Origin of the sequence: Bacillus sp. DTU_2020_1000418_1_SI_GHA_SEK_038 (assembly GCF_032341175.1) — a bacterium.
Lineage (GTDB): Bacteria > Bacillota > Bacilli > Bacillales > Cytobacillaceae > Cytobacillus.
In genome coordinates this window covers 2,011,546-2,033,399 of the sequence record NZ_CP135435.1, presented here as the reverse complement: position 1 = coordinate 2,033,399, position 21,854 = coordinate 2,011,546, and the positions used below count along the sequence as shown (strand labels likewise).

Genomic DNA, 21,854 nt, shown 5'->3' with positions numbered 1-21,854 from the left:
TCCCTCCTAGAACGACATGACTTTATGAATGGCAAATTTCACTCGATCTGCCGTTGGTAAATAATGATCCTCAAAACCAAAGTATGGAACAGGGGCATCAAATCCAGTAACCCTTTCTGCTGGCGCTTTTTGATATAAAAACGATGTGTCATTGATGATGGCTAATACATCATTTCCAACCCCACCAGTGGCATGTGCCTCATGAACAATAACTGTCCGGCCTGTTTTTTGGACCGATTCAGCAATGATCTCTTTATCGATCGGGTATAAGGTTCTTAAATCGATCACATCACAATGAATGCCTTGAATCTGCATTTCTTTCGCTGCTTTCATGACAACCGGAACCATCGCTCCCCAAGTAATGATGGACACATCGTCCCCTTCCAGCATTTTTTTTCCTTTACCAATTTCTATTTTGTATTTTCCTTCTGGCACCTCTTCCTTGCCAGCTCGGTAACACCTCATTGGTTCCATAAATAATACAGGATCTGGATCTTCAATTGCTGCAATAAGCAAACCCTTAGCATCATAAGGACTGGACGGGCATACGACCTTTATTCCTGGCATATGGGTAAATATTGCTTCTGGACTATCGCAATGGATTTCGGGAGCCCTGACTCCCGCTCCGTATGGGGCACGAATGACCATTGGAACAGTAAAATGCCCCATCGTCCTCATCCGTAGTCTAGAAGCATGTGTCATGATTTGTTCATAGGCTGGATAAATAAAGCTAAGAAACTGAATTTCTATGACAGGTAAAAATCCATTAACCGCCATACCAATTCCTGCTCCAACGAACCCCGCTTCACTTAAAGGTGTATCAATAACCCGGTCAGCGCCGTATTTCTCTTGAAGTCCTTCAGTAGCGCGAAATACTCCGCCATTTTTTCCGATGTCCTCTCCTAAGAGCAGTACTTCGGATCTTTCCTCAAGCATTGTATCCAGAGCATCAGTAATGGCTTGTATGAGTGTGAACGTTTTTGTTTTGATTGCCGTACTCATCTCCCTTCACCCCCTATGAATCTAAGATACTCTTCTTTTTGCTGAGCGATTTGCCATGTTGGCTCCGCAAAGACATGATCAAATATATTAGCAGGATCTGCGGGAGGAAGATCTTCCATTTCTTCAACTGCTTTCTCAATTTCCTGTGTGGCTTCCGCTTCCACATCACGCAACCATTTTTCATCATATAATCCTTCATTTTTCATCCACTTTTCAAGGCGAAGAATAGGATCTGTTTCTGTTCGGCGGTTATTGCTCTCTACTTGGCAGCGGTATTTCGATGGGTCATCAGCGGTCGTATGAGCCCCATATCTCCAGGTGACAGCTTCAATTAATGTCGGTCCATTACCCTTTCTCGCTCTCTCCAAAGCCTTTAACGTTTCAAAATAAACAATGAAAACATCGTTTCCATCGATCCGGACACCAGGAATATCATAGGCTAAGGACTTTTGGGCAATCGTCTTAGAATTCATTTGCTTGTCAATTGGAACTGAAATGGCAAATTGATTATTTTGATTAAAGAAAACGACAGGTGCTTTAAATACACTCGCGAAATTAAGCCCTTCATGAAAGTCCCCTTCAGATGTGGCACCATCACCGAAGTAAGCAATGGCTGCATTGGTTGTTCCCTTTTTCTTTTCTGCTAAGGCGGCCCCTGCTGCGTGAGGAATCTGGGTGGCAATCGGGATACCTGGAGGGAAAATCTTTTTTCCCGCTGGAGGGATACACCCTTCGTTTCGGCCATTCCAAAATAAAAGAATATTCCTTAATGAGTGGCCAAAAACAAAGGCTGCCCCATGGTCACGGTACGTTGGAAACATCCAATCCCATTCGTTTAATGCAAGAGCACTACCTACCTGTGAAGCCTCCTGCCCTTCGAATGGTGCATATGTGCCTATCCTTCCTTGTCGCTGCAGGCTTACCGCCTTCCGATCAAAAAGGCGGATTCTAACGAGCTGCCTATAAAAGTTTCTGGCCAATTCCTCTGTAATCTTCTCCTTATATTGGGGTGCTGCTATTTGTCCGTTTGGATCCATTACTTGAAGCACTGGAAACTGACTGTCCATTTTCTCACCCTTTGCTTTATATTATTTAGAACCTATTAGGGCACAAAAACAAAAAAATATTATCACATTATTAATGTTGTTATTACATTAAAAAATTACGTTCTCACTGCCCATTTTGGACGCTTCTTATGAGAAAAAAAGCTATTTCTGCGTGCTCGCGCTTCAATACGTTTTTCACAAAATTGATTAGCCGCTTCCACTGTTGTTATTCCTTCCGCATTTGCATACTCGTAAATATGGAGTAAAGAGTTATAAATGGCTTTTGTTTTTTGCAGGACTCTTTCTTTATTCGGTGTATACAGTTCATCTGCTACTTGAATTAAACCACCGGAGTTGACAATATAATCAGGAGCAAATAAAATCCCTTTATCCATTAGCTTTTGTGCATGATGAAGCTCCAAAAGCTGGTTATTCGCTGAACCGACAACGGCCTTTACAGATAGATACTGAATGGTTTCGTCATTAATAATGCCACCCATTGCACATGGAATAAAGATATCTGCGTTAGCCTCATAGATCTCATCACTCGATAAAACTTTTACTGTGGCTCCTAATGTTTTCGCTTTAGATAGCAGCCTATTGATTGCTTGCTGATTGATATCGGACACGTATAAATCTGCTCCATCCTCCAGCAGCCTTTCTGCAACCTTGAATCCCACTTTACCAAGTCCCTGGACCACATAGCTTTTTCCGCTTAGTTGATCAGAGCCTGTTAATATTTTATTTGTTGCTTGAATTCCATAAATAACGCCTTGTGCAGTCGGCACAGAAGAGTCCCCGCTTCCCCCGTAAACCTCATCAACGCCAACGATACAATTCGTTTCCCTTAACGCATGAATGAAATCATCTGGTGAAGTTCCCATATCTGTACCCGTATAGAATCTGCCATTCAATGATTCTACGAACTGCCCGAACGCACGGAATAGCTCCGGTGTCTTATCTTTATGAGGGTCGCCAATAATAACTGCTTTTCCGCCGCCAAAATCAACATCCGCAGCAGCGCATTTGTATGTCATACCTCGCGAAAGACGCAGTACATCTTCAAGCGCCTCCTCTTCACTTGAATAAGGGAGCATCCTGCAGCCGCCTAGGGCTGGACCTAGCTTTGTACTATGGATAGCAATAATAGCCTTTAAGCCAGTTAATTCATCATTACAAAACACAACCTGTTCATGGTCTTTTATCTTCGAAAACATATTCATGAACATTTCCCCCTAACGATTATGTTAACGCTTACAAACTGAGTCATCTTTAGGTTTGCTGTTAATATAAAAACAGATTAGTAAATAGCATGATAATTATGCTAGCATGCTCTTAATTTTCGCTTTCGGAAGAATTACCTGCGTAACCTCCCCAGTGCCAATTAGCTTAGTATCATTGATAACAAAAACATCGGTAATAATCTTATTGTCTTTCTTTTCAGTTAGGACTGCCTTTATGTTCAATTTAGATCCTTCCCGAGCCGGCAATATATGTTTAGCGGAAACAGACAACCCCATTCCCTCCTCATGCTCTTCTAAAAAAGGCAAAATGATTTGCCTAGACGCCCATTCCATATGGTAAATCATCATTACGGTCGAATAGGTTGGATGAACCATTTTCCCTTCAAATTGAGCAAACATTTCACGAGTCACTACTGCCTCAATCGTAACCGAATAACCTGCCGTTAAACCTGGTTTCATTCGATCCCTCCATAGTTTATACAATAATAAGTATGACGTTTAATTAACGATATGATACCATTTCGTATAACGAATAGTCAATAAATTGTAAAAGTTTAAAAAATTCTTTCTTCTTGATTATATGGCCAATACATAATAAAAAGGATTAATTAGTGAATAACGCCTAATTAATCCCTTTTTTATATTCAATATTAAGATAGTAGAGCCCGATCACTTGCCATTTTCGAACCTCGAATTCTCTGAAACTCATTTAATAACTGTTCGATCGTCAAGTTTCCTTTTTGATCTTCTTCAACCTCCAGGATAATTTGACCTTTATCCATCATGATTAGTCTATTTCCTAAATCAAGTGCCTGCTGCATATTATGTGTGACCATTAATGTCGTCAAATTGTATTTTTCGACAATTTCCTTTGTTAAATTCGTGATAAGCTCGGCACGTGCTGGGTCAAGGGCGGCTGTATGCTCATCAAGCAAAAGAATGGCTGGCTCCGTAAACGTGGCCATCAATAATGATAGCGCCTGCCTTTCCCCACCTGACAGCAATCCAACTTTGGCCGTGAGCCGGTTTTCTAACCCAAGATGAAGCGATTGGAGCACTTCTTGAAAATATTCCTTTCGCTTCTTCGTAACCCCTTTTCTTAACGTTCTCTGCTTATTTCTGGAATAAGCCATTGCTAAATTTTCTTCAATCGTCATACTCGGAGCTGTTCCAGCCATCGGGTCTTGAAACACACGTCCGATTAACTTTGCTCTTTTGTATTCCGACATCATCGTAACATTCTGTCTATCAATCGATACAGTGCCAACGTCAGGTATCATGACGCCAGAGATCATATTCATTAAGGTAGATTTCCCAGCCCCATTACTGCCGATTACGGTAACAAAATCTCCTTTATTTAACTTTAAATGAATACGATCCAAGGCAATTTTTTCGTCAGGTGTTCCTTCATTAAAAACTTTATGAATGTGTTTGAGCTCAAGCATATGGCCCCTCCTTTCTATCTGAAGGAATATTGCTTAAAGCCAAACTCTCCGCCTGCTTTCTCGCTTTCCGCTTTTTCTCTTTTGAAGAATCAATTATTTTTGGAAGAATGAGTGCTAAAATAACAATGGTTGCAGTAATTAATTTCATATCACCAGGTTCAAGGAAATCTACCCTCAAAGCAAGTGTCACAACGATTCGGTAAATGATCGCGCCACCGATAACCGCTAACGTTGTTCTTGCAATTGTTTTTGTTCCAAACAGAGCCTCTCCGATTATGACTGATGCCAGACCAATAATAATCATCCCAATACCCATACCAACATCAGCAAAGCCACCCTGCTGAGCGATAAGTGCTCCAGAAAATGCAACCATGGAGTTGGAAATGCCAAGTCCTAGAATGACAGTTAAATTTGTATTGGCTGATAAGCTTCTAATCATTCGCTTATTGTCCCCAGTCGCTCTAATGGCCAGACCAATTTCGGTCTGGAGGAATTTATCTGTCAGGAATTTTAACAAAAAGGTAACAATCACCATGAAAATTAAAATACCCCATGACCTTGGCAAGCTGTCTCCAAGCCCTACTGCAGAAAGAATACTATTAAAAATGGAGTCTAATCCCGTTTTATCCCAAGTTTCTCTAACATTAGTCATAGCTGTTTCTGTATTCAATAACGGTACATTTGATTTCCCCATAATTCGGAGATTTATCGAATAAAGAGCAATCATCATTAATATCCCAGATAGGAGTGCATTGATCTTCCCAAACGTATGAAGGACCCCCGTAATACAGCCTGCAGCAAACCCAGCAATAAGTGCGAAAACAGTGGCAAGAAATGGATTTATCCCGCTAACAATCATTGTCGCTGCAACAGCCGCACCAGTTACAAAGCTTCCATCTACCGTTAAGTCTGGAAAATCCAGCACTCGGAAGGACAAATAAACTCCGAGTGCCATAATCGCATAGATAATTCCAGCTTCAAACGCTCCAAATACTGCCGTGAACATTATGAATCACACCCTCTGTTATTCGCCTTCATAAAACTCCGCAATTTTCTCCCATTCTTGCTTAACTTCAAGCCCTTGCTGTTCAGCCGCTTTCTTATTAATCATTAATGTTAAACTGCTTGGAAGCTCAACAGGAATTTCAGATGGCTTTTTATTTCCTTTTAAAATTTCTGCAGCCATTTTTCCAGTCTGGTAGCCGAGATCATAATAGCTAAATCCGCTTGCTGCAACTGCTCCACGCTTCATAGAGTCAAGCTCTCCTACGAATAGCGGCAGCTTCTCGCTATCTGCAACAGATATAACAGATTCTAAGGCGGAAACAACCGTATTATCTGTCGGGACATAAATGGCATCTACTCTGCCTACTAATGATTCAGTAGCCTGCTTTACTTCGGCAGATGTTGATACGGAAGCTTCAACGATCGTTGCACCCTTCGCTTCAGCAAGCTTCTTCACTTCTGCCACCTGCACCTCTGAATTCTGTTCACCCGCATTAAATATGACACCAATCGTCTGCGCTCCAGCTTCATCAATGATAAAATGAATCGTTTTTGCGGTGCCTTCCGGATGATTGTCCGTTGTACCTGTAATATTATCGCCTGGTTTATCGAATGCTTCTACAAGTCCCGCTCCTACAGGATCCGTTACAGATGTAAATAAAATTGGTATATCCCTTGTAGCATTTAGTGCACTAACAGCACTTGGAGTAGCATTAGCAAAAATTAAATCAACCTTATCACCAACAAAGTTATTGGCAATCGTCTGTGTGTTATTCATATCTGCCTGTGCATTTTGGAAATTATATTCGACATTTTCCCCTTCTTTAAATCCTTCATCCTCTAATGCCTTTTTAAATCCTTCTGTTGCTGCATCTAAGGAAGGGTGGGCAACAAACTGGGTAATGCCAATCTTGTGCTTTTCCTGTTCTTTTTCTTTTTCGGCCTCAGCAGGTTGGGCTGCCTCCTCTTTTCCCTTTTCAGCCTCAGCAGGTTGGACTGCCTCCTCTTTTCCACATGCACTAAGCATGAGCAGTACTGCTGCCAATAGGAAGAATAAAACTTTTAAAGACCTTTTCATCTTGAAATACCCCCTCTTTTTAATAAATATTAAACACTGCAAAAATAGCAGCGTGGACTACCTATGTATGAAGATGCTGAATTTATATGATAAATAACATGGATAACGTAAATATATCGTTATATTATCATTTTACGAAGCTGATAGTCAATAATATTCAAAAAATTTAATATATTTAGATTAATATATTATCAGTTTAGAAGCAAGAAGAAAAGCATACAGAAATAGTTCTGTATGCCTAAAAACAGGTGCAAGGCACCACGATTTAATATAAGTGTCAAATTAGTGGTGACTTTAAATATTAGTATTATTGTGAAGCTATGCACCTTACAGGAACAAGTGGTGCCATTCTATTCAACAATATATGGGTGATCGAGCACATCATAATGAACATCCTTGTGCTTAATCTCATTTCCTTCTCTAAACACAGCCTCAAAAAAACGGGAAGCTGGCTTTGCCAATTCTTTATAATACTCACTAAACAATGATGCAGCGTGGCTGCCTAACCATTTTTCAGGAAGCAACTCTTCAGGCAGTCCTGGATCAACAAACAAGAATTTTCTATATTCATGGACGAGCTTTGTCCTTTCCACAAAGCATTCTGCATCAGACATTTGTCCCTTTTGAATTTTATTTTTATCGATGATATATTTCTGACTATATTCGGAAATGAACACTTGATACTTGGAATTAATATCCTCTAAGTTCCAGCTCTTTTCAACTAAACGGAAATTATCATGCGGCCCCTCATATTTTGCGATAAAAAAATCGACATATTGACCGATATCATATTTATCAATTATTTCATTCACATGATTTTCAAGATTATTGGCTGATATCCAGCAGCTATTAGATAAGGAGCCAAATCCGCTCCAGACTAATTCTTTTCTAAGTTCATCCCTAACTGTCCGAATTTCCTCTGGAATAGTGTACATTAATATTCTCCACTGCCCATCCCATTTTTCCGGCATAAGCTTAAATATCCTTTTAGCTGCCTCATCAATCCTTTTTTGACCGCGGTCTGTTAAAGAATAATAGCTTTTATTGCCGACTTTATCGGACTGAACCCAGCCTTGCTTATTCATCCTAGAAATAGCTGCCCGAACAGATTGATCATTATGACCAAACTCATTTAATAACCGAATTAAACTTCCAATCCAAATTTTACTGCCATAATGCGATATATAGTCTCCATATAAAGTAAAAATCATTGATCTAGTATTCAATTACCTTCATTCCTCACTTCATTTCATATAGATAGAATGCCGAAATATAAACGTCATAAAATAATTCTACTATATCAAATGAAATTTTCACAACATTTTAAATTCTAAATAATAATAAGTACCCACCCTATCTCCCATTAAAATTCGGCCTTCTTTTTTCTTGAAAAGCCTTCATGCCTTCTTTTTGATCTTCGGTTGAAAATAATAGATAGAAATTTTTCCTTTCAAAATGCATGCCTTCTTCAAGAGAGGCATCTACCGCTTTCAGCACGGATTCCTTTATTAAGCGAATCGATATTGGCGCTTGATTAGCAATATGCCTTGCAATTTTAATCGTTTCTTCCATAAGAACCTCACGAGCAAACAATTGGTTGACCATTCCAAATTGGAGAGCTTCTTTTGCTAGGATTCTTTTTCCTGTAAAAAGCCATTCCATCGCCTTTGTTTTACCAGCTAGCTTTGTTAACCGCTGCGTTCCCCCTGCACCAGGCATAACACCAAGATTTACTTCAGGAAATCCGAATTCCGCATCCTCCGCGGCATAAAGAAGATCGCAGCAGAGGGCAAGCTCAAAGCCCCCGCCAAGTGCAAATCCTTGAACGGCTCCAATTATTGGCTTCTTTATCATGGCTAATCGGTCCCAATCCTTGAATTGATTGCGCAACTCAAAATCGATTGAATTGTCATTAGCCATTTCTTCAATATCAGCCCCTGCAGCAAATGCCCTCCCTTTGCCGCTCAATATGATGACTTTGACATCATCATTTTCATCAAATTCCTCCATAACAGTCAAAATTTCCGATACCATTTTGCGATTAATGGCATTGAGTACCTTTGGACGATTTAAGGCTATGAATCCAAGCTTTCCTTCAATGGCAGCTTCAATATATTCATAGTCATTGCCCATCTACATCTTCACCAATCATTAATGTGATTAAATCACCTGCAAATTTCATCGCATCTTTGCCTGAAGCCTTCCCTTCGTCCGTTCTCATTGCCGTTTGAAGTGACTCCAGACTTTCATAATGCATTTCACACATGAGGTAATATTTCCCATCCCCGCCCATTGGGCTGCCTATAATCCTAGTAACCTCCATTTTGCGAAGGCCCGGAATTTTTGCCGTAAGAGGAGCGTGTGTTTCAAAGTAATGCTTATCAAAAGCTTCTTTGTTTTCAGGGTGCTTGTATAAAGCGATAAGTTTTGCCATATTATTTTCTTCCCTTCAAATTGTATTTATATTGTAGAAACAGGTTTCATGGCTTCAAAAGGGTTTTTGCAAGTCCTGCAGTATAGAATGCTGCGACAGGCAGTTGGTCCAAAGAGGTTGTCTAGTGTTGTATAGATGGAGTCGCAGAACGGGCAATTCACTTGCCATTCTCCAGTTTCGCGGATATGTTTTGGAGGAGGGGCAATTCCGAATTCTTTTAAGTCCTCTCTCCCCTTAGCTGTAATTCTGTCTGACGTCCATGGTGGATGGTAAATGAATTGTACATCAATTTGCTCAAAGTCAAATTGAGATTTAATCTCTTTAACTACGTTTTGACGGATAACTTCAAGAGCTGGGCAGCCCATAAAAGTTGGGAGCAGCTCAATTGTTATCGATTGGCCGTCCACCGTCACCCTTTCTAACATTCCTAAATCAACGATCGAAATGGAGTCTATTTCTGGATCTTTAACTTGATGAAGCGCTTTAATAACTTTGTCTGCAGAAGTAGTTGTTTTCTTCATACTTAATCAATCCCTCTTCCTACCAATTAGCGGCAGGATCTGCATGATATACTTCGGAAAGAATGGCTAAAGCAATATCGAGTTCCTTTGTGTGTTCGCCTATACGTCCATTCCCGCTCTTCATACCGAATGATTCCGGCAACGCCAGATTGATCGCTTCAAAGACCGGAAGCATGGCAGACCTCCACTTTTGTTTCAATAGTTCTTCATCCTCAATTAATCCAAATTTAGCCATATCACTCCCCAGTGGCCCTAAAGTCAGTACACCTTCGAAATCAGAAAACACCTTCGCAACAGCAGCTTCCATTCTTTTTCTTGCCTCACCCCTGGCATTCATTAATTGCACAAACCAGGTTTTCCAATGCAGAAGATGGTAGAAGAGCTCCATATTAACATTGATTGCCATATGGGCCAGTGGTTGATAGGATGAATTTTTCAAGGAATCCATGCGAATTTTCTTTGCCTGAACGTAGAAGTAGTTTCTGACAACTGCAAACGCAAAGTCATACTGGGGTTTTGATAAATAGTTTCCTGGCCCATTTACCATCTCAAGCAAAACAGCATTTCTTCGGTCCTTCGCCTTTCGTGAATGCGCTAATTCATCAATACTGCCTTCACCAAGCTCTTCTAGAAGCTGATAAAACATGGCCGCATGCCCCATTGTATCTTGGCTAATGGAGGAAAAGGCAACATCCTCCTCTATATGAGGAGCAAGCCCAAGCCATTCCGACCCCCGGTATGCAATAATGAAATCATCATCGGCGAGCTGGTATAAGAGTGCTGTTAATGAAGATTTATATGCAGGATTCAGTGGCGAAAGATCAGTCTTGTTCACTCTTTTTCAATCCTCCCCATGACAAAATTTCCTTTTCATCAAGCATTGCTTGCTCATACTGACGCCATTTTTTCTTTAGATATCCATATCCCTTTGTATTTCGATAATCTTTATTATCAAGCCGCCTTAATGTCTGCTTTTCCTCAGGTGACATTTTGCGAATATCCGAGCTTTTTATAACCCAAATATCTGCTACCGGCTCCCGCCGCATGAAATTTTCCTGTGCCATGACTAGTGCAAGTTCTTGATTAGGGGCAAGCAAGGAAAATTGATATTGTAACGGTGAGGTATCTGTCCTTTTACTGAAAACCTCGAATTCCTGGTAAAATCCTCCACTGCTCAAAGAGTCTCCTCCTATCAAAATTTTTCATAAAATCAATGATTCGAATTAGCCAGTGCATCACGAACCCACTGATTTTCAACGTAAGTTATTTGCCGCAACTCTAAACGTTCCTTTGATTTCGGACCATTATTCCTGACGATTTCCTTAAATCGCTCCCAATCAGGCTGCTTATAAAGCCATTTTCCCTGATTATTATCAAAATGCATCGTTTCATCTGGGATTGTTAATCCAAGTGATAAGACTCTAGGGATATATTTCGAAAAGAAATCCTGTCTCAGTTGTTCATTTGTTTTTGTTCGAATTCGATATTTAATTGTTATATCTTGCTTAGAAGTTCCTGTCGTTGATGCATCTGCTGGACCGAAGAACATCAGAAGGGAATCCCACCATCTATTAATGGCACCCTGTACCATCTCTCTTTGTTCCTTTGTACCTTCAGCCAATGCCATAATAATTGACTCGCCATGCTGGGCATGAAAAACTTCCTCCGCACAAATTCTTTTCAAAGCTCTTGCGTAAGGCCCGTATGAAGCATCAAGCATATTCGTCTGAGAGATAATGGCTGCTCCATCGACAAGCCACCCAATTAGTCCTGCGTCTCCCCATGTTGGGGCTTCCATATGAAATACATTATGAAATTTCAGCCTTCCGGTAAATAAATCTTGCATAATATCTTCTCGGGTTTTACCGTATGGCTTCATTAGATCCTCTGCAACCCTTAATAACAGCTGTCCGTGACCCATTTCATCTTGTACCTTAGCCATGATCCCGAGCTTTCTTTTTAATGAAGGTGCTTTCGGGACCCATTCCTTTTCAGGCAACGCCCCCATAATTTCACTTATTCCATGCATTGAAATTAATTTAATAAGTGTTATTCGATATTCATCCGGCATCCAATCATCTGCTTCAATTTTTTCCCCATTATTAATGCGATGCATAAAGTGCTCGTATTTCGCCCCTTCTGTTAAATGCTCGCCAAAAATCGTTTCTGACAAATTACTCACCCCCAAATATTAATGAATTTTCTATAACGTCATGCAATTCGCTTGCTTGAATATAAATATTTATGCTTCAAGAAAATTTATATAACGTAAATTTATCGTGCTGTATATTATGTGTCATATATTTAACACAAAGATACCGTGGAAATGATTAAAAGTCAATTAGTTTTCTGAAAATTTTATATATTCTTTTAACCTATTTTTTTTATTGAACATCCGATGCCTTTCTATAGTTGTTTAGGGTTTTTATCAAAACGGCGGCCTATGTTATATTTAAATAGGACAGACAATTTGGAAGGATTATGTAATGGTCATTCTGGAATTTTTACAAAGGAAATGGAGGAACGGATAATGGATCAAGCAGTATTGGATTTTCTACAAGATAAAAGAGAAATTCATCTTAAGGAGCTTTTCGAATTTTTAGCGATACCAAGTATTAGTGCCCTGCCCGACCATAAAGGCGATGTACAAAGGGCAGCACAATGGACGGCTGATTCACTGACAAAAATAGGAATGGAACATGTAGAAATTTATGAAACAAAAGGACATCCCGTTGTTTATGGAGACTGGTTAAAGGCCGAAGGAAAACCAACAGTTCTTATCTACGGCCACTATGATGTACAGCCAGTTGATCCCCTTCATTTATGGGAGACTTCTCCATTTGAAGCAGACATTAGAGATGAAAAAATATATGCACGTGGGGCCAGTGATGATAAAGGACAAGTATTCATGCATTTGAAAGCCATTGAAGCGATTCTTCAAACAACTGGCACACTTCCGGTAAACTTCAAGTTTTGCATTGAAGGTGAAGAGGAGATTGGAAGTCCTAACCTTCCAACATTTGTTGAAGAGAATAAAGTGCTTTTATCAGCTGATGTGATTGTTATATCGGATACAGGCATGATTGATAAAGGAAGGCCTACTATTTGCTATGGTCTACGCGGTTTATGCGGCTTACAAATTGATGTGAAAGGTGCAAAAGGAGATCTGCATTCGGGGTTATATGGCGGAGCTGTACAAAACCCTATTCACGCTCTAGTCCAACTAGTTAATACATTTCATGATATCGATGGCAAAATCACAGTAGATGGATTTTATGATCAAGTTCAGCCTTTAACTGAAGATGAAAAACAAGCATATGATGCATTGGAAATGAATGATGAAAGCTTTAAGCAGCAAGCTGGTGTTACAGAATTATTCGGGGAACTTGGATTTTCGACATTAGAAAGATTATGGGTTAGACCAACACTTGAAGTAAATGGAATTTATGGAGGTTTCCAAGGAGAAGGCATTAAAACAGTCATCCCTTCTGAAGCTACGGCAAAGATCACTTGCCGCTTAGTTCCAAATCAAGATCCTGATGAAATTGTCAGCCTTCTAAAGCAACATATCGAGAAAAATAAACCAAAGGGTGTAGAAGTGAATATTTCTCTATTTGATAAAGGTTCACCGTATGTCACTCCTTTTGACCATCCGGCTATCCAGGCTGCTGGCCGTGCCTATGAAAAGGTTTATGGAGTTCCTACATCCTATACACGTGGAGGCGGATCCATTCCGATCGTAGCGGCATTTGATCAAATATTACAGCTTCCTGTTGTATTAATGGGTTTTGGTCTGCCTGATGAAAATTTCCATGCGCCAAATGAGCATTTCCATTTGGAGAACTTTGACAAAGGCCTTGATACTCTTTGTCATTATTGGTATGAACTAGAGAAATCAATATAAGGGAAAAGACGCCACTTTAGCTGGCGTCTTTCCATTTATCCAAGCACTTTACTACCGACTGTACCGGCATGGCTTTTTCGCATATATAAAAACATAAAAAAGAAAAGTATGGCGCTAGCACCTCTTATAATCGTAGAAATAATCATCGCCACGTCCATACTCGTATTCTCAAGGAGGAAAACACCGAACTGTGGAGCAATAAACGCTACAAGTGCTAACAATATATTATAATTCGAAATATAGGTACTGCGATTATCCTCTTTCGTAACCTCTAATAAATGATTAAATAATAATAACACGGTCCCCGAGACAAATAAGCCAGAGGAGGCATTTACAATGACAAGATAAACTAAATTAGTGGAAAGAACAGTCAAAATAGGAGTACTGGCCATTCCTAAAGATACGAAAATCAGCATCTTTGCATTGCTGTGTTTATCGGCCATTCTCCCCCACCATTTAAAACTGGCTATCTGTGCAATTTGATTGGAAACTGTAAATAAACTGATCCATAAAGCAGTCGCTCCTGCATATTTTATTTGGTAAATACTAAATAATGACCACGCCATTTGCCACCCAAAATTAAAAAACAAGCAGCAAACTAAAAAATAGACAAATGGTTTATGTTTATAAACATAGATGCCAAGATTTAGTTTCTTCTTTTCTATTTTTTTATCATTCTTTTTTTCCTTATGCTTCATTAAATAGTAAACTTCCATTAATCCGAAAAGGAATGCACAAATAAATAGCAGCTGAAATGGCAAAGCATTGCTTTTATCAAATTGCTGTAAGAGAATACCTATCAAGAAGGTTGATATCATCCCAACAATGGTCATCATTTTATTTCTCTCACTAAAAAAGCCGCTTCTTCTATCGTCAGGAATAAGATCTCCTATAAAGGATTGCCAGCTTAAATTGGCAAACGAACCTGGTAAATTCATCAACCCCACTAAAAGAACAAATACCCAGCTCCGATACTCAACAGGGAGAAAAATGACAAAAAACATCGCGATGAGAAACAAACGAGCAGCCAGAAAGGAGTAAGCGGTAAATTTCTTTTTTTCTTCTAATCTGCTTAAAATAATTGATCCAATCAGCATCGCGAACATCCCGACAAATTGTGGCAATGAGCTAATTAATCCAACCTGATAATTAGTAGCCCCAAGAACACTGATGGCGAACAAGGGAAAATAATTATTGCTAATATTTAGGATTATCGTTGTTGCTATTCCATTTCGAATACTAAGCTTTTCATTTGCCTTTAAAGTACTATAGGACTGTGGCATTTGTCTCTCTTCCTTCATTCATGTAACTATTTATTTCGATATTCTAAATAAATTTTCTCTAGCTATCATAATCCCTCTTCCTATAAGTTGCAAGAGGGTTTCTGCAGTTTTACGAAAATTTTTATACCTGCGAACTACTACTTTCAGAAAATGAAAAAGAAGCCGATTTCCGGCCTCTTCATATAGAGTAAATTTCAAAAAATAATCAGCTGACCTTGTTCTTTTCCTTCATCATCAAAATCGCTTCTTCGTTTTTGGCAATTTTCGTTAATTGTGCATCTAGGCGCTGATTAATACAAAGTAATTCTTCGCTGAATATTTTAATTGAAGCCCCCTTCAAATACTGAAAAAAGTCATTTAATTCTTCTTTTTGGTAGGATTCCATTTTTGAAACTATATCCTTAATATCAGACAAATCAATTTGATTCACTTCTATTCGATGTTCAATGCTATCGACTTTTTCCAGTCTATCCAGCCGTCTCTCCAGTGATTTAATGTTATCGCTGATTTCTGCCACTTGGTCTCTAATGTCATTCATTCCATGCAATATTTTCGTTAATATCTCCTCCATCACCTATCGCTCCTTATTATTATTACTTTCATCTTACCACCATAAACTAGATGGAATCTGTGGACATTTATTTACAATTATTTTGATTTTCTAAACTATGTCAGATATGTGAATAACAAAAACAAACGAAGAAAATACATTGAAACTGAACAATAAAAAACCTGGACATTTATCATATCCAGGCCACTCATGTTTATTATTTTTTTTCGCCAAATATTTCTGCTTCAAGTCTTCGTCCTGTTGGAGTTGCTGCAAGGCCGCCTTCAGCCGTTTCTCTTAATGCTGACGGCATCGACTGACCGATTAAGAACATCGCATGAATGACTTCATCACATGGAATTCGGCTTTTAATGCCAGCTAGAGCCATATCAGCTGCAGTCATCGCATTTGAAGCCCCCATTGCATTACGTTTCACACAAGGTACTTCTACTAATCCTGCAACAGGGTCACATACTAAGCCAAGCATATTTTTCAATGTTATGGCCATTGCCTCAGCAGCTTGTCTAGGTGTACCGCCGGCAAGTTCGACAATAGAGGCAGCCGCCATTCCGCTTGCCGATCCTACCTCAGCCTGACAGCCGCCAGCCGCACCAGAGATTGACGCATTGTTTGCCACTACAAATCCAAAGGCTGCAGAGGTAAACAAGAATTCAATCATTTCCATTCTCGTTGGATTTAAAACTTCCTTCACTGCAAATAATGTACCAGGTACAACACCTGCAGAACCTGCAGTTGGAGTTGCGCAAATAGTCCCCATCGCTGCGTTAACCTCATTCGTTGCAACTGCTTTACTTACCGCATCGAGCAGAATATTACCAGATAATGATTTCCCGCTTTTAATATAATTTTGCAGAAGAACTGCATCTCCGCCTGTTAAACCAGAGACTGAAGTTACTCCTTTAAGACCGCGTTCAACAGCTTCCTCCATCACTGTTAAGTTACGATCCATCTTGGCAATAATTTCTTCTCTAGTAAGCCCAGTCACTTCAATTTCCTGCTGAATCATAATTTCTGCTATTTTCACTTGTTTACTTTCGGCAAGCTTAACAAGTTCAGCTACATTTCTAAATAAAATCATCTTTCCACCCCTATTCCTGGCTTATAATCAAATGCACCCTGGCATTAGTCAACCATTCTAATAATTTGAGTTACATTTGGAACATTTTCTATTTCAACAATGACGTCCTGATGGATTTTTTGATCCACCTCTATTACCATTAAGGCCATTTTTCCTTTTTCCTTACGGGAAACCTCCATATGACCAATATTGATTTCATGATTGGCAAGTATTTGGGTAACAGATGAGATAACCCCAAATTGATCGTTATGAACAACAAGAATTGCTGGGTGCTCCCCAGACAATTTAAGCTTAAATGAATTTAGTTCCGTTATTTCAATCGTGCCTCCACCAATTGAAATTCCAACAACCTCTAAATCACCTGTTTCATCGTATAAATTAATCCGAACGGTATTTGGGTGATCCGGTATCATTTCTTCTACGGAAAATACTATCTCCATTCCCGCCTCCTCGGCAAGCTTCAGTGAAGAAGGAATACGCTCATCGAACGTATCAAAATCTAAGAGCCCGCCAACAATTGCTACATCCGTACCATGGCCTTTATAGGTCTTGGCAAATGAACCGTATAATGAAATAACTGCTTTTTTTGGAAGCCGATTAAACAAAGTTCTCGCCACACGGCCAATTCTTGCAGCTCCTGCCGTATGAGAGCTGGATGGGCCGATCATAACCGGACCGATAATATCAAAAGCTGATCTATATTTCATATCGAATGCTCCTTTATTCTTAATTTATGAGATTAAAATTATTTATGTTCTGCAAGCTCTTCTGGCTGAAGTTCATTTATTGTTCTAATTTTTTGCAAATAATTGTATACAGTGAATTTCGAAACTCCGAGAACTGATGCTACATAATCTGTTGCACCCTTTATTAGAAAGGTTCCTTTTTCATCAAGCTGGCGAACACACTCCACTTTTTCGTCCAGACTCATTAAGGATGGCGCTTTCTTGAATCCGAGCAAAACTTGTTCAACCATTTCATGAATCACCTCTTGTACAGAGGTGAAGAAGTTTTCTGATTTTGTATGCTGCTGTTCATCAAAGCTAATAAATTCTTCCAGTTCCCCGCTAAACTGCATTAAAAGACTTATATCATAATTAATACATAAAGCACCGATAATCTTACTGTGTGAATCACGAAGGAAGATTGTTGCTGATTTCATCACATTCCCTTTGCTTGACTGTGTTTTATAGCTCGGAATATCCTCGATATCCTGATCCTTCTTTGCCAGCTCATGCAACACGAGATCCGTTATGGGAGAACCAATTTTTCTTCCAGTCACACTCCCTGCAAGATGAATAAGCGACCTTTTCAAATCAGAGAAATCATGAACGGCCACTTCACAACGAGAACCAAACATCCTTACAAGCATATCGGCTGTGCGAATTGCTAAATCAAATATTGGGCGATTAGATTCCCTCAATTCTCCACATCCTTCACAAACTCTTTATTAATATTAGTAATATCATAATATCACAAAATTTGTGTAGTTAAAATAATATTTTAATAGCTACAAAAATTTTGCAACAGCCATTCGTAAAAAAAGAAGACTCTGCTTAACAGGTCTTCTTTCAAATTCCAATTTATACATTTTTTAAAACTAAATTCAAGCGATTTTCCCGCTGCTCTTTTTCATCTTCTGTGGCCAAATCATATTTCTTCAACAGGTGAAAAACTTCATTCAATATATCCTGTGTATGTTCTTGATTAAAGAAAGTCTCAAAAAGAGGAGCCATTTCATGAGGTAAAAAAGCCTTTTGCTGCTCGTACTTCAGTCTTACATCTTCATGTGAATGATCCAATTTACACTCGCTCATTATTAATTCCTCCTGACTGATTAAGCTTATAACATTAATTTACTATATTGATGATCGATAGTCTAATTTATAACAGCTTTATTTACATAATACTATTATGTTAAATATAATATTTGCATCTCACAAAGCTATAGCTGTAAGCAGCTTTAATGCAAAAAAGAGCGAAGATTTACTCTTCGCTCTTACCATTATTCTACACTGCCCGACTGTCTTCCTGTTTCACTTAGGATCGGGTCTTCTTTTTTTATATACTGATAATCATTTCTGTTAATTGGTTCAAAGCCATCTGGCTGATAGAATCTTAAAAGGTCTTTATACACGATGTTATCTGATATTTGCAGTTCAGCTTTTGCTTTTTCAACTAAATGTGCATATTCTTCTCCATCTACAAGTTCACCTGTTTCATTGGAATAGAATTTTTCATCCACTTGGGTCACTTTCGGAGAGACAAAGTCTCCATTGCGGAATGGTACGATTTCACGGTGCTTTTCAGATAATAGGTCAGAGCCAATTTCTAAATAATCCTTCGTATCAATTCCTAATAAATGCAGCACTGTTGGACGAACATCTACTTGGCCGCCAATTTGATGCTGAGCTCCGCCTTCTACACCAGGTACATGGATGAATACCGGAATTCTTTGCAGATTTCTAGCATATTCAAAAGGAGTAACTTCTTTACCGATAATTTCAGCCATCGCATCATTATGGTTCTCTGAAATGCCATAATGGTCACCATACATGACAATAACTGTATTATCGTATAATCCAGATGCTTTAAGGTCATTAAAGAACTGTTCAATTGCCTGATCCATATAATGTGCAGACTGGAAGTATTGATTCACTACCTTATTGTCAGTTTCAGCAGCTGGGAAAGCAGTATCCCCTTCATCCATTTTAAATGGAAAGTGATTAGATAAAGTAATAAATTTTGTATAGAAAGGCTGTGGCAGACTTTCAAGTAATGGCATGGATTCAGTAAAGAATGGTTTATCCTTCATACCATAGTTTTTCGTATTTTCTTCACTCATATCATAGTATTCGGCATCGAAAAAGTGATCATAGCCTAAAGAACGGTACATTTCGTTTCGGTTCCAAAACGTTTTATAGTTGCCGTGGAAAGCTGCAGACGTATATCCATGTGTTTTCAAAATAGCTGGTGCAGCATGATACGTATTTTGAGCTTTTGTTACATAGACAGAACCTTGCGACATCGGATATAAGGAATTATCCATAATAAATTCAGCATCCGATGTTTTTCCTTGACCTGTTTGGTTAATAATATTATCAAAATAGAAGGTTTCGCCATTATGTGCTAATGAGTTCAAAAATGGAGTAACCTCTTGCCCATTTAACTTGTAATCAATAATAAAGGTTTGAAGTGATTCTAAAGAAATGTAAATCACATTCATTCCCTTAGCTTTACCAAAGTATTCAGGATTTGGAGCCGCATAATTAGCTTTAATATAGTTCTCCACTTCCGTAATGTCATTTGAATCAGCCAATGCTCTTTGACTAGCTGATCGTGCATTCTGAATAACATCATAAACAGAGAAATTGTAAGCACCTAAATATTTCACAAGATAATTTCTGTCGAAAGAACGAGTAAGCAATTGTGGACGATCTGATTCAGCCAATCCAAGATTAATAATAAATGTTAGGATAGCTGCCGTAATTACATATTTCGCCGGCTTTCTGCTCACTGTCTTACTAGGGTTGTACCATTTTTTAAAGACAAAAATTGCAAGAATAATTGTATCAATAAAGTAAAATACATCAAAAGGACTCATTAAGGATAAAGCACTTTCGCCTAATTGCCCTCCATTCGTCTTTGTTTGCATGATTACTGGAACGGTAATAAAGTCATCAAAGAATCGGTAATAAACAATATTTGCATACAATAAAAACGACATCAGGAAGTTCATCGTAATGAATAATGCGGATTGTAATCTTCCTTTAAAAAATAATGCAAAACCTAGGAATAATAATGCTGAACTTAATGGATTAAGAATCAATAAAAATTCTTGAAGTTTATTATCAATTCCTAAACTAAATTCTATTCTATAAGCTGCATATGTCTTTAACCAAAAGAGAATGACAATAAAGAAGAAAATTCTCATTCTTTTTTCTTTCATCAATTCCTTTGTTAAAGGTAATAATTTTTTCATAATTTACACCTCACAATTGTAAAAATCAGAAAAACTTAGCAATCGCTAAGTTTACATAAGTTATTTATTCGTAATCAAATGAATATGGGTTTGGTGAACGATTTATAATATAACATAAAAAAAATAAAAATTAAACAGGGATTTACAATATATTATTAGTATTATTTCTTCAAAATTCTGCAAAAAATTCAATAATTAGTTCGATGAAAAGTTAAGCTGCCTACTAATAATTACCATAAAAAATTCACTCTAAATAAGTTCTTATACCCAAACAACCCCCTCTCTTTTTACATAAATTGTAGTAAAGGAGGGATATTCATGCATTCATTAGCTTTACTTTATTTAGCATGTATTTTGGCTGGATTTGCATTAATTAAAGTTCCTACATCTGCTGTGATCTCGGCAGGGATTGCGAGTTTTTTTCATATCTTAGGCGGAATTGCAATCATTGTTTTCTCTTTAGCGCTGCTTTATCTAGGAGTCAAAGCGCTAATTGGTAAATAAATCTTAAACTAGGGGATCTTTGCTTGATCCCCTGCCATACATAATGATAAGTAAGCAAAATGTAACTTTTTAATAATTATTTCGTCAAACAATTAAAGGAGATTAAACGATGAACAAATACTTATTTATTCTCATTGGATTTCTTTTATTAACGGGGTGTACCGAAAAACAACCCCAATCACCAAAACCAAAATTTTCTCCCGAAGAAATAAAGATTGATGAGTATTTTCCTCAGGCAAATAAAAAATATGAATATCATGGTGAGGGGAATGAATATGCAGCCTTTACAGAAGTTTTTTATCAAAGAACAGATAGCTATCTTCCTTCCATAATTGACAATGGCGGCACTAGAATATTAAGAATTTATAAGTTTACAGATGACGGAATTTATAGGGTTTACGAGCAGCCTGAATATTATGATGAGACGATTCCATCATTGGAAGAATTAAAAAAGCATTTTAAACCTGTTCCTCTGTTAATAAAACCATTGCAAGCTGGAAAAACATTTAATGGCTTTACGATAACTCATACAAATGCCGAGCTGGCACTCCCTATCGGCAATGTAAAAAATGTCATCATCATAGAGCAGCAGGATAAAGAAAATGAGACGATTGTTCGAAAGTATTGGGCACCAGGAATGGGTATGGTCAAGCAGGAATTTATTTCATCAGAAAAGAATACGGATGATTACTCAGTTACTTCAGAGCTTGAAAATATTCAATGATAAATTTGTGAGGCATGCTAAATGAACCATTTC

The 21,854-nt window shown here is 38.4% G+C and carries 24 protein-coding genes; 3 read left to right on the top strand and 21 right to left on the bottom strand.

The window, feature by feature from the left end:
- Positions 1–6: 6 nt before the first annotated feature.
- The 14 genes from RRV45_RS10085 to paaA all read right to left on the bottom strand — a co-directional run bounded on the left by RRV45_RS10085 (position 7) and on the right by paaA (position 11,891).
- The gene (locus tag RRV45_RS10085) at positions 7–1,002 is read right to left on the bottom strand and encodes an alpha-ketoacid dehydrogenase subunit beta (protein WP_315668684.1); all 996 of its coding nucleotides are present in this window, start codon (positions 1,000–1,002) and stop codon (positions 7–9) included.
- The gene (gene pdhA / locus RRV45_RS10080) at positions 999–2,069 is read right to left on the bottom strand and encodes a pyruvate dehydrogenase (acetyl-transferring) E1 component subunit alpha (RefSeq protein ID WP_315668683.1); all 1,071 of its coding nucleotides are present in this window, start codon (positions 2,067–2,069) and stop codon (positions 999–1,001) included. Before pdhA ends, RRV45_RS10085 begins: the two co-directional genes overlap by 4 nt.
- Positions 2,070–2,164: 95 nt before the next feature.
- A complete protein-coding gene (locus RRV45_RS10075; protein WP_315668682.1) occupies positions 2,165–3,271 on the bottom strand; it encodes a Leu/Phe/Val dehydrogenase in 1,107 nt (368 codons plus the stop codon).
- A gap of 96 nt (positions 3,272–3,367) precedes the next feature.
- Positions 3,368–3,751, bottom strand: coding sequence for a thioesterase family protein (locus RRV45_RS10070; protein ID WP_315668681.1), 384 nt, complete (start codon positions 3,749–3,751; stop codon positions 3,368–3,370).
- A 191-nt stretch (positions 3,752–3,942) separates the two neighbouring features.
- Complete coding sequence (locus RRV45_RS10065) at positions 3,943–4,737, bottom strand: ABC transporter ATP-binding protein (protein ID WP_315668680.1); 795 nt, start codon at positions 4,735–4,737, stop codon at positions 3,943–3,945.
- Positions 4,730–5,743, bottom strand: coding sequence for an ABC transporter permease (locus tag RRV45_RS10060; protein ID WP_315668679.1), 1,014 nt, complete (start codon positions 5,741–5,743; stop codon positions 4,730–4,732). The genes RRV45_RS10065 and RRV45_RS10060 overlap by 8 nt, the downstream gene beginning before the upstream one ends.
- Positions 5,744–5,761: 18 nt before the next feature.
- Entirely contained in the window at positions 5,762–6,820 is a 1,059-nt protein-coding gene (locus RRV45_RS10055; protein WP_315668678.1) for an ABC transporter substrate-binding protein, read from the bottom strand.
- A 350-nt stretch (positions 6,821–7,170) separates the two neighbouring features.
- Positions 7,171–8,046: a phenylacetic acid degradation operon negative regulatory protein PaaX gene (gene paaX, locus RRV45_RS10050; protein WP_315668677.1), complete on the bottom strand. Its 876-nt coding sequence runs from the start codon at positions 8,044–8,046 to the stop codon at positions 7,171–7,173.
- A gap of 127 nt (positions 8,047–8,173) precedes the next feature.
- Positions 8,174–8,953 carry an enoyl-CoA hydratase-related protein gene (locus tag RRV45_RS10045; protein ID WP_315668676.1) on the bottom strand — a complete coding sequence of 260 codons (780 nt, stop codon included), beginning with the start codon at positions 8,951–8,953 and terminating at the stop codon, positions 8,174–8,176.
- Positions 8,943–9,254: an EthD family reductase gene (locus RRV45_RS10040; protein WP_315668675.1), complete on the bottom strand. Its 312-nt coding sequence runs from the start codon at positions 9,252–9,254 to the stop codon at positions 8,943–8,945. The genes RRV45_RS10045 and RRV45_RS10040 overlap by 11 nt, the downstream gene beginning before the upstream one ends.
- Positions 9,255–9,280: 26 nt before the next feature.
- Positions 9,281–9,775, bottom strand: coding sequence for a 1,2-phenylacetyl-CoA epoxidase subunit PaaD (gene paaD / locus RRV45_RS10035; RefSeq protein ID WP_315668674.1), 495 nt, complete (start codon positions 9,773–9,775; stop codon positions 9,281–9,283).
- Between the two features lie 19 nt (positions 9,776–9,794).
- On the bottom strand, positions 9,795–10,610 hold the full coding sequence (paaC, locus tag RRV45_RS10030) for a 1,2-phenylacetyl-CoA epoxidase subunit PaaC (RefSeq protein ID WP_315668673.1): 816 nt from the start codon (positions 10,608–10,610) through the stop codon (positions 9,795–9,797).
- Complete coding sequence (gene paaB, locus RRV45_RS10025; RefSeq protein ID WP_315668672.1) at positions 10,597–10,953, bottom strand: 1,2-phenylacetyl-CoA epoxidase subunit PaaB; 357 nt, start codon at positions 10,951–10,953, stop codon at positions 10,597–10,599. Before paaB ends, paaC begins: the two co-directional genes overlap by 14 nt.
- A 32-nt stretch (positions 10,954–10,985) precedes the next feature.
- A complete protein-coding gene (gene paaA, locus RRV45_RS10020; protein ID WP_315668996.1) occupies positions 10,986–11,891 on the bottom strand; it encodes a 1,2-phenylacetyl-CoA epoxidase subunit PaaA in 906 nt (301 codons plus the stop codon).
- Between the two features lie 414 nt (positions 11,892–12,305).
- Between paaA and RRV45_RS10015 the strand changes: the two genes are divergently transcribed.
- Entirely contained in the window at positions 12,306–13,679 is a 1,374-nt protein-coding gene (locus RRV45_RS10015; RefSeq protein ID WP_315668671.1) for a dipeptidase, read from the top strand.
- Positions 13,680–13,714: 35 nt separating this feature from the next.
- Here the strand turns inward: RRV45_RS10015 and RRV45_RS10010 are convergent, their stop codons facing one another.
- From RRV45_RS10010 to RRV45_RS09980, 7 genes are all read right to left on the bottom strand, one after another.
- Positions 13,715–14,962, bottom strand: coding sequence for an MFS transporter (locus RRV45_RS10010; RefSeq protein WP_315668669.1), 1,248 nt, complete (start codon positions 14,960–14,962; stop codon positions 13,715–13,717).
- A gap of 205 nt (positions 14,963–15,167) precedes the next feature.
- Positions 15,168–15,533, bottom strand: a complete 366-nt coding sequence (locus tag RRV45_RS10005; protein ID WP_315668668.1) for a hypothetical protein — start codon at positions 15,531–15,533, stop codon at positions 15,168–15,170.
- Between the two features lie 196 nt (positions 15,534–15,729).
- Positions 15,730–16,611, bottom strand: coding sequence for an L-serine ammonia-lyase, iron-sulfur-dependent, subunit alpha (gene sdaAA, locus RRV45_RS10000; protein ID WP_315668666.1), 882 nt, complete (start codon positions 16,609–16,611; stop codon positions 15,730–15,732).
- Between the two features lie 44 nt (positions 16,612–16,655).
- Positions 16,656–17,318 carry an L-serine ammonia-lyase, iron-sulfur-dependent subunit beta gene (gene sdaAB / locus RRV45_RS09995; protein WP_315668665.1) on the bottom strand — a complete coding sequence of 221 codons (663 nt, stop codon included), beginning with the start codon at positions 17,316–17,318 and terminating at the stop codon, positions 16,656–16,658.
- A gap of 38 nt (positions 17,319–17,356) precedes the next feature.
- Positions 17,357–18,034 carry a helix-turn-helix transcriptional regulator gene (locus tag RRV45_RS09990; RefSeq protein WP_315668664.1) on the bottom strand — a complete coding sequence of 226 codons (678 nt, stop codon included), beginning with the start codon at positions 18,032–18,034 and terminating at the stop codon, positions 17,357–17,359.
- A gap of 160 nt (positions 18,035–18,194) precedes the next feature.
- Positions 18,195–18,428: a hypothetical protein gene (locus RRV45_RS09985; RefSeq protein WP_315668663.1), complete on the bottom strand. Its 234-nt coding sequence runs from the start codon at positions 18,426–18,428 to the stop codon at positions 18,195–18,197.
- Between the two features lie 188 nt (positions 18,429–18,616).
- The gene (locus tag RRV45_RS09980; RefSeq protein WP_315668662.1) at positions 18,617–20,593 is read right to left on the bottom strand and encodes an LTA synthase family protein; all 1,977 of its coding nucleotides are present in this window, start codon (positions 20,591–20,593) and stop codon (positions 18,617–18,619) included.
- Positions 20,594–20,911: 318 nt separating this feature from the next.
- On the opposite strand from RRV45_RS09980, the gene RRV45_RS09975 reads away from it, so the two are divergent.
- Both RRV45_RS09975 and RRV45_RS09970 read left to right on the top strand, forming a co-directional pair.
- On the top strand, positions 20,912–21,097 hold the full coding sequence (locus RRV45_RS09975; RefSeq protein WP_315668661.1) for a hypothetical protein: 186 nt from the start codon (positions 20,912–20,914) through the stop codon (positions 21,095–21,097).
- Between the two features lie 109 nt (positions 21,098–21,206).
- Complete coding sequence (locus tag RRV45_RS09970; protein WP_315668660.1) at positions 21,207–21,821, top strand: hypothetical protein; 615 nt, start codon at positions 21,207–21,209, stop codon at positions 21,819–21,821.
- Positions 21,822–21,854 lie beyond the last annotated feature (33 nt).

What these genes read in the sequence shown, in the direction of transcription:
- RRV45_RS10085 (WP_315668684.1), bottom strand. Translation starts at nt 1,002, where the DNA reads ATGAGTACGGCAATCAAAACAAAAACGTTCACACTCATACAAGCCATT.
- pdhA (WP_315668683.1), bottom strand. Translation starts at nt 2,069, where the DNA reads ATGGACAGTCAGTTTCCAGTGCTTCAAGTAATGGATCCAAACGGACAA.
- RRV45_RS10075 (WP_315668682.1), bottom strand. Translation starts at nt 3,271, where the DNA reads ATGAATATGTTTTCGAAGATAAAAGACCATGAACAGGTTGTGTTTTGT.
- RRV45_RS10070 (WP_315668681.1), bottom strand. Translation starts at nt 3,751, where the DNA reads ATGAAACCAGGTTTAACGGCAGGTTATTCGGTTACGATTGAGGCAGTA.
- RRV45_RS10065 (WP_315668680.1), bottom strand. Translation starts at nt 4,737, where the DNA reads ATGCTTGAGCTCAAACACATTCATAAAGTTTTTAATGAAGGAACACCT.
- RRV45_RS10060 (WP_315668679.1), bottom strand. Translation starts at nt 5,743, where the DNA reads ATGTTCACGGCAGTATTTGGAGCGTTTGAAGCTGGAATTATCTATGCG.
- RRV45_RS10055 (WP_315668678.1), bottom strand. Translation starts at nt 6,820, where the DNA reads ATGAAAAGGTCTTTAAAAGTTTTATTCTTCCTATTGGCAGCAGTACTG.
- RRV45_RS10045 (WP_315668676.1), bottom strand. Translation starts at nt 8,953, where the DNA reads ATGGGCAATGACTATGAATATATTGAAGCTGCCATTGAAGGAAAGCTT.
- RRV45_RS10040 (WP_315668675.1), bottom strand. Translation starts at nt 9,254, where the DNA reads ATGGCAAAACTTATCGCTTTATACAAGCACCCTGAAAACAAAGAAGCT.
- paaD (WP_315668674.1), bottom strand. Translation starts at nt 9,775, where the DNA reads ATGAAGAAAACAACTACTTCTGCAGACAAAGTTATTAAAGCGCTTCAT.
- paaA (WP_315668996.1), bottom strand. Translation starts at nt 11,891, where the DNA reads ATGCATCGCATTAATAATGGGGAAAAAATTGAAGCAGATGATTGGATG.
- RRV45_RS10015 (WP_315668671.1), top strand. Translation starts at nt 12,306, where the DNA reads ATGGATCAAGCAGTATTGGATTTTCTACAAGATAAAAGAGAAATTCAT.
- RRV45_RS10010 (WP_315668669.1), bottom strand. Translation starts at nt 14,962, where the DNA reads ATGCCACAGTCCTATAGTACTTTAAAGGCAAATGAAAAGCTTAGTATT.
- RRV45_RS10005 (WP_315668668.1), bottom strand. Translation starts at nt 15,533, where the DNA reads ATGGAGGAGATATTAACGAAAATATTGCATGGAATGAATGACATTAGA.
- sdaAA (WP_315668666.1), bottom strand. Translation starts at nt 16,611, where the DNA reads ATGATTTTATTTAGAAATGTAGCTGAACTTGTTAAGCTTGCCGAAAGT.
- sdaAB (WP_315668665.1), bottom strand. Translation starts at nt 17,318, where the DNA reads ATGAAATATAGATCAGCTTTTGATATTATCGGTCCGGTTATGATCGGC.
- RRV45_RS09985 (WP_315668663.1), bottom strand. Translation starts at nt 18,428, where the DNA reads ATGAGCGAGTGTAAATTGGATCATTCACATGAAGATGTAAGACTGAAG.
- RRV45_RS09980 (WP_315668662.1), bottom strand. Translation starts at nt 20,593, where the DNA reads ATGAAAAAATTATTACCTTTAACAAAGGAATTGATGAAAGAAAAAAGA.
- RRV45_RS09975 (WP_315668661.1), top strand. Translation starts at nt 20,912, where the DNA reads ATGCATTCATTAGCTTTACTTTATTTAGCATGTATTTTGGCTGGATTT.
- RRV45_RS09970 (WP_315668660.1), top strand. Translation starts at nt 21,207, where the DNA reads ATGAACAAATACTTATTTATTCTCATTGGATTTCTTTTATTAACGGGG.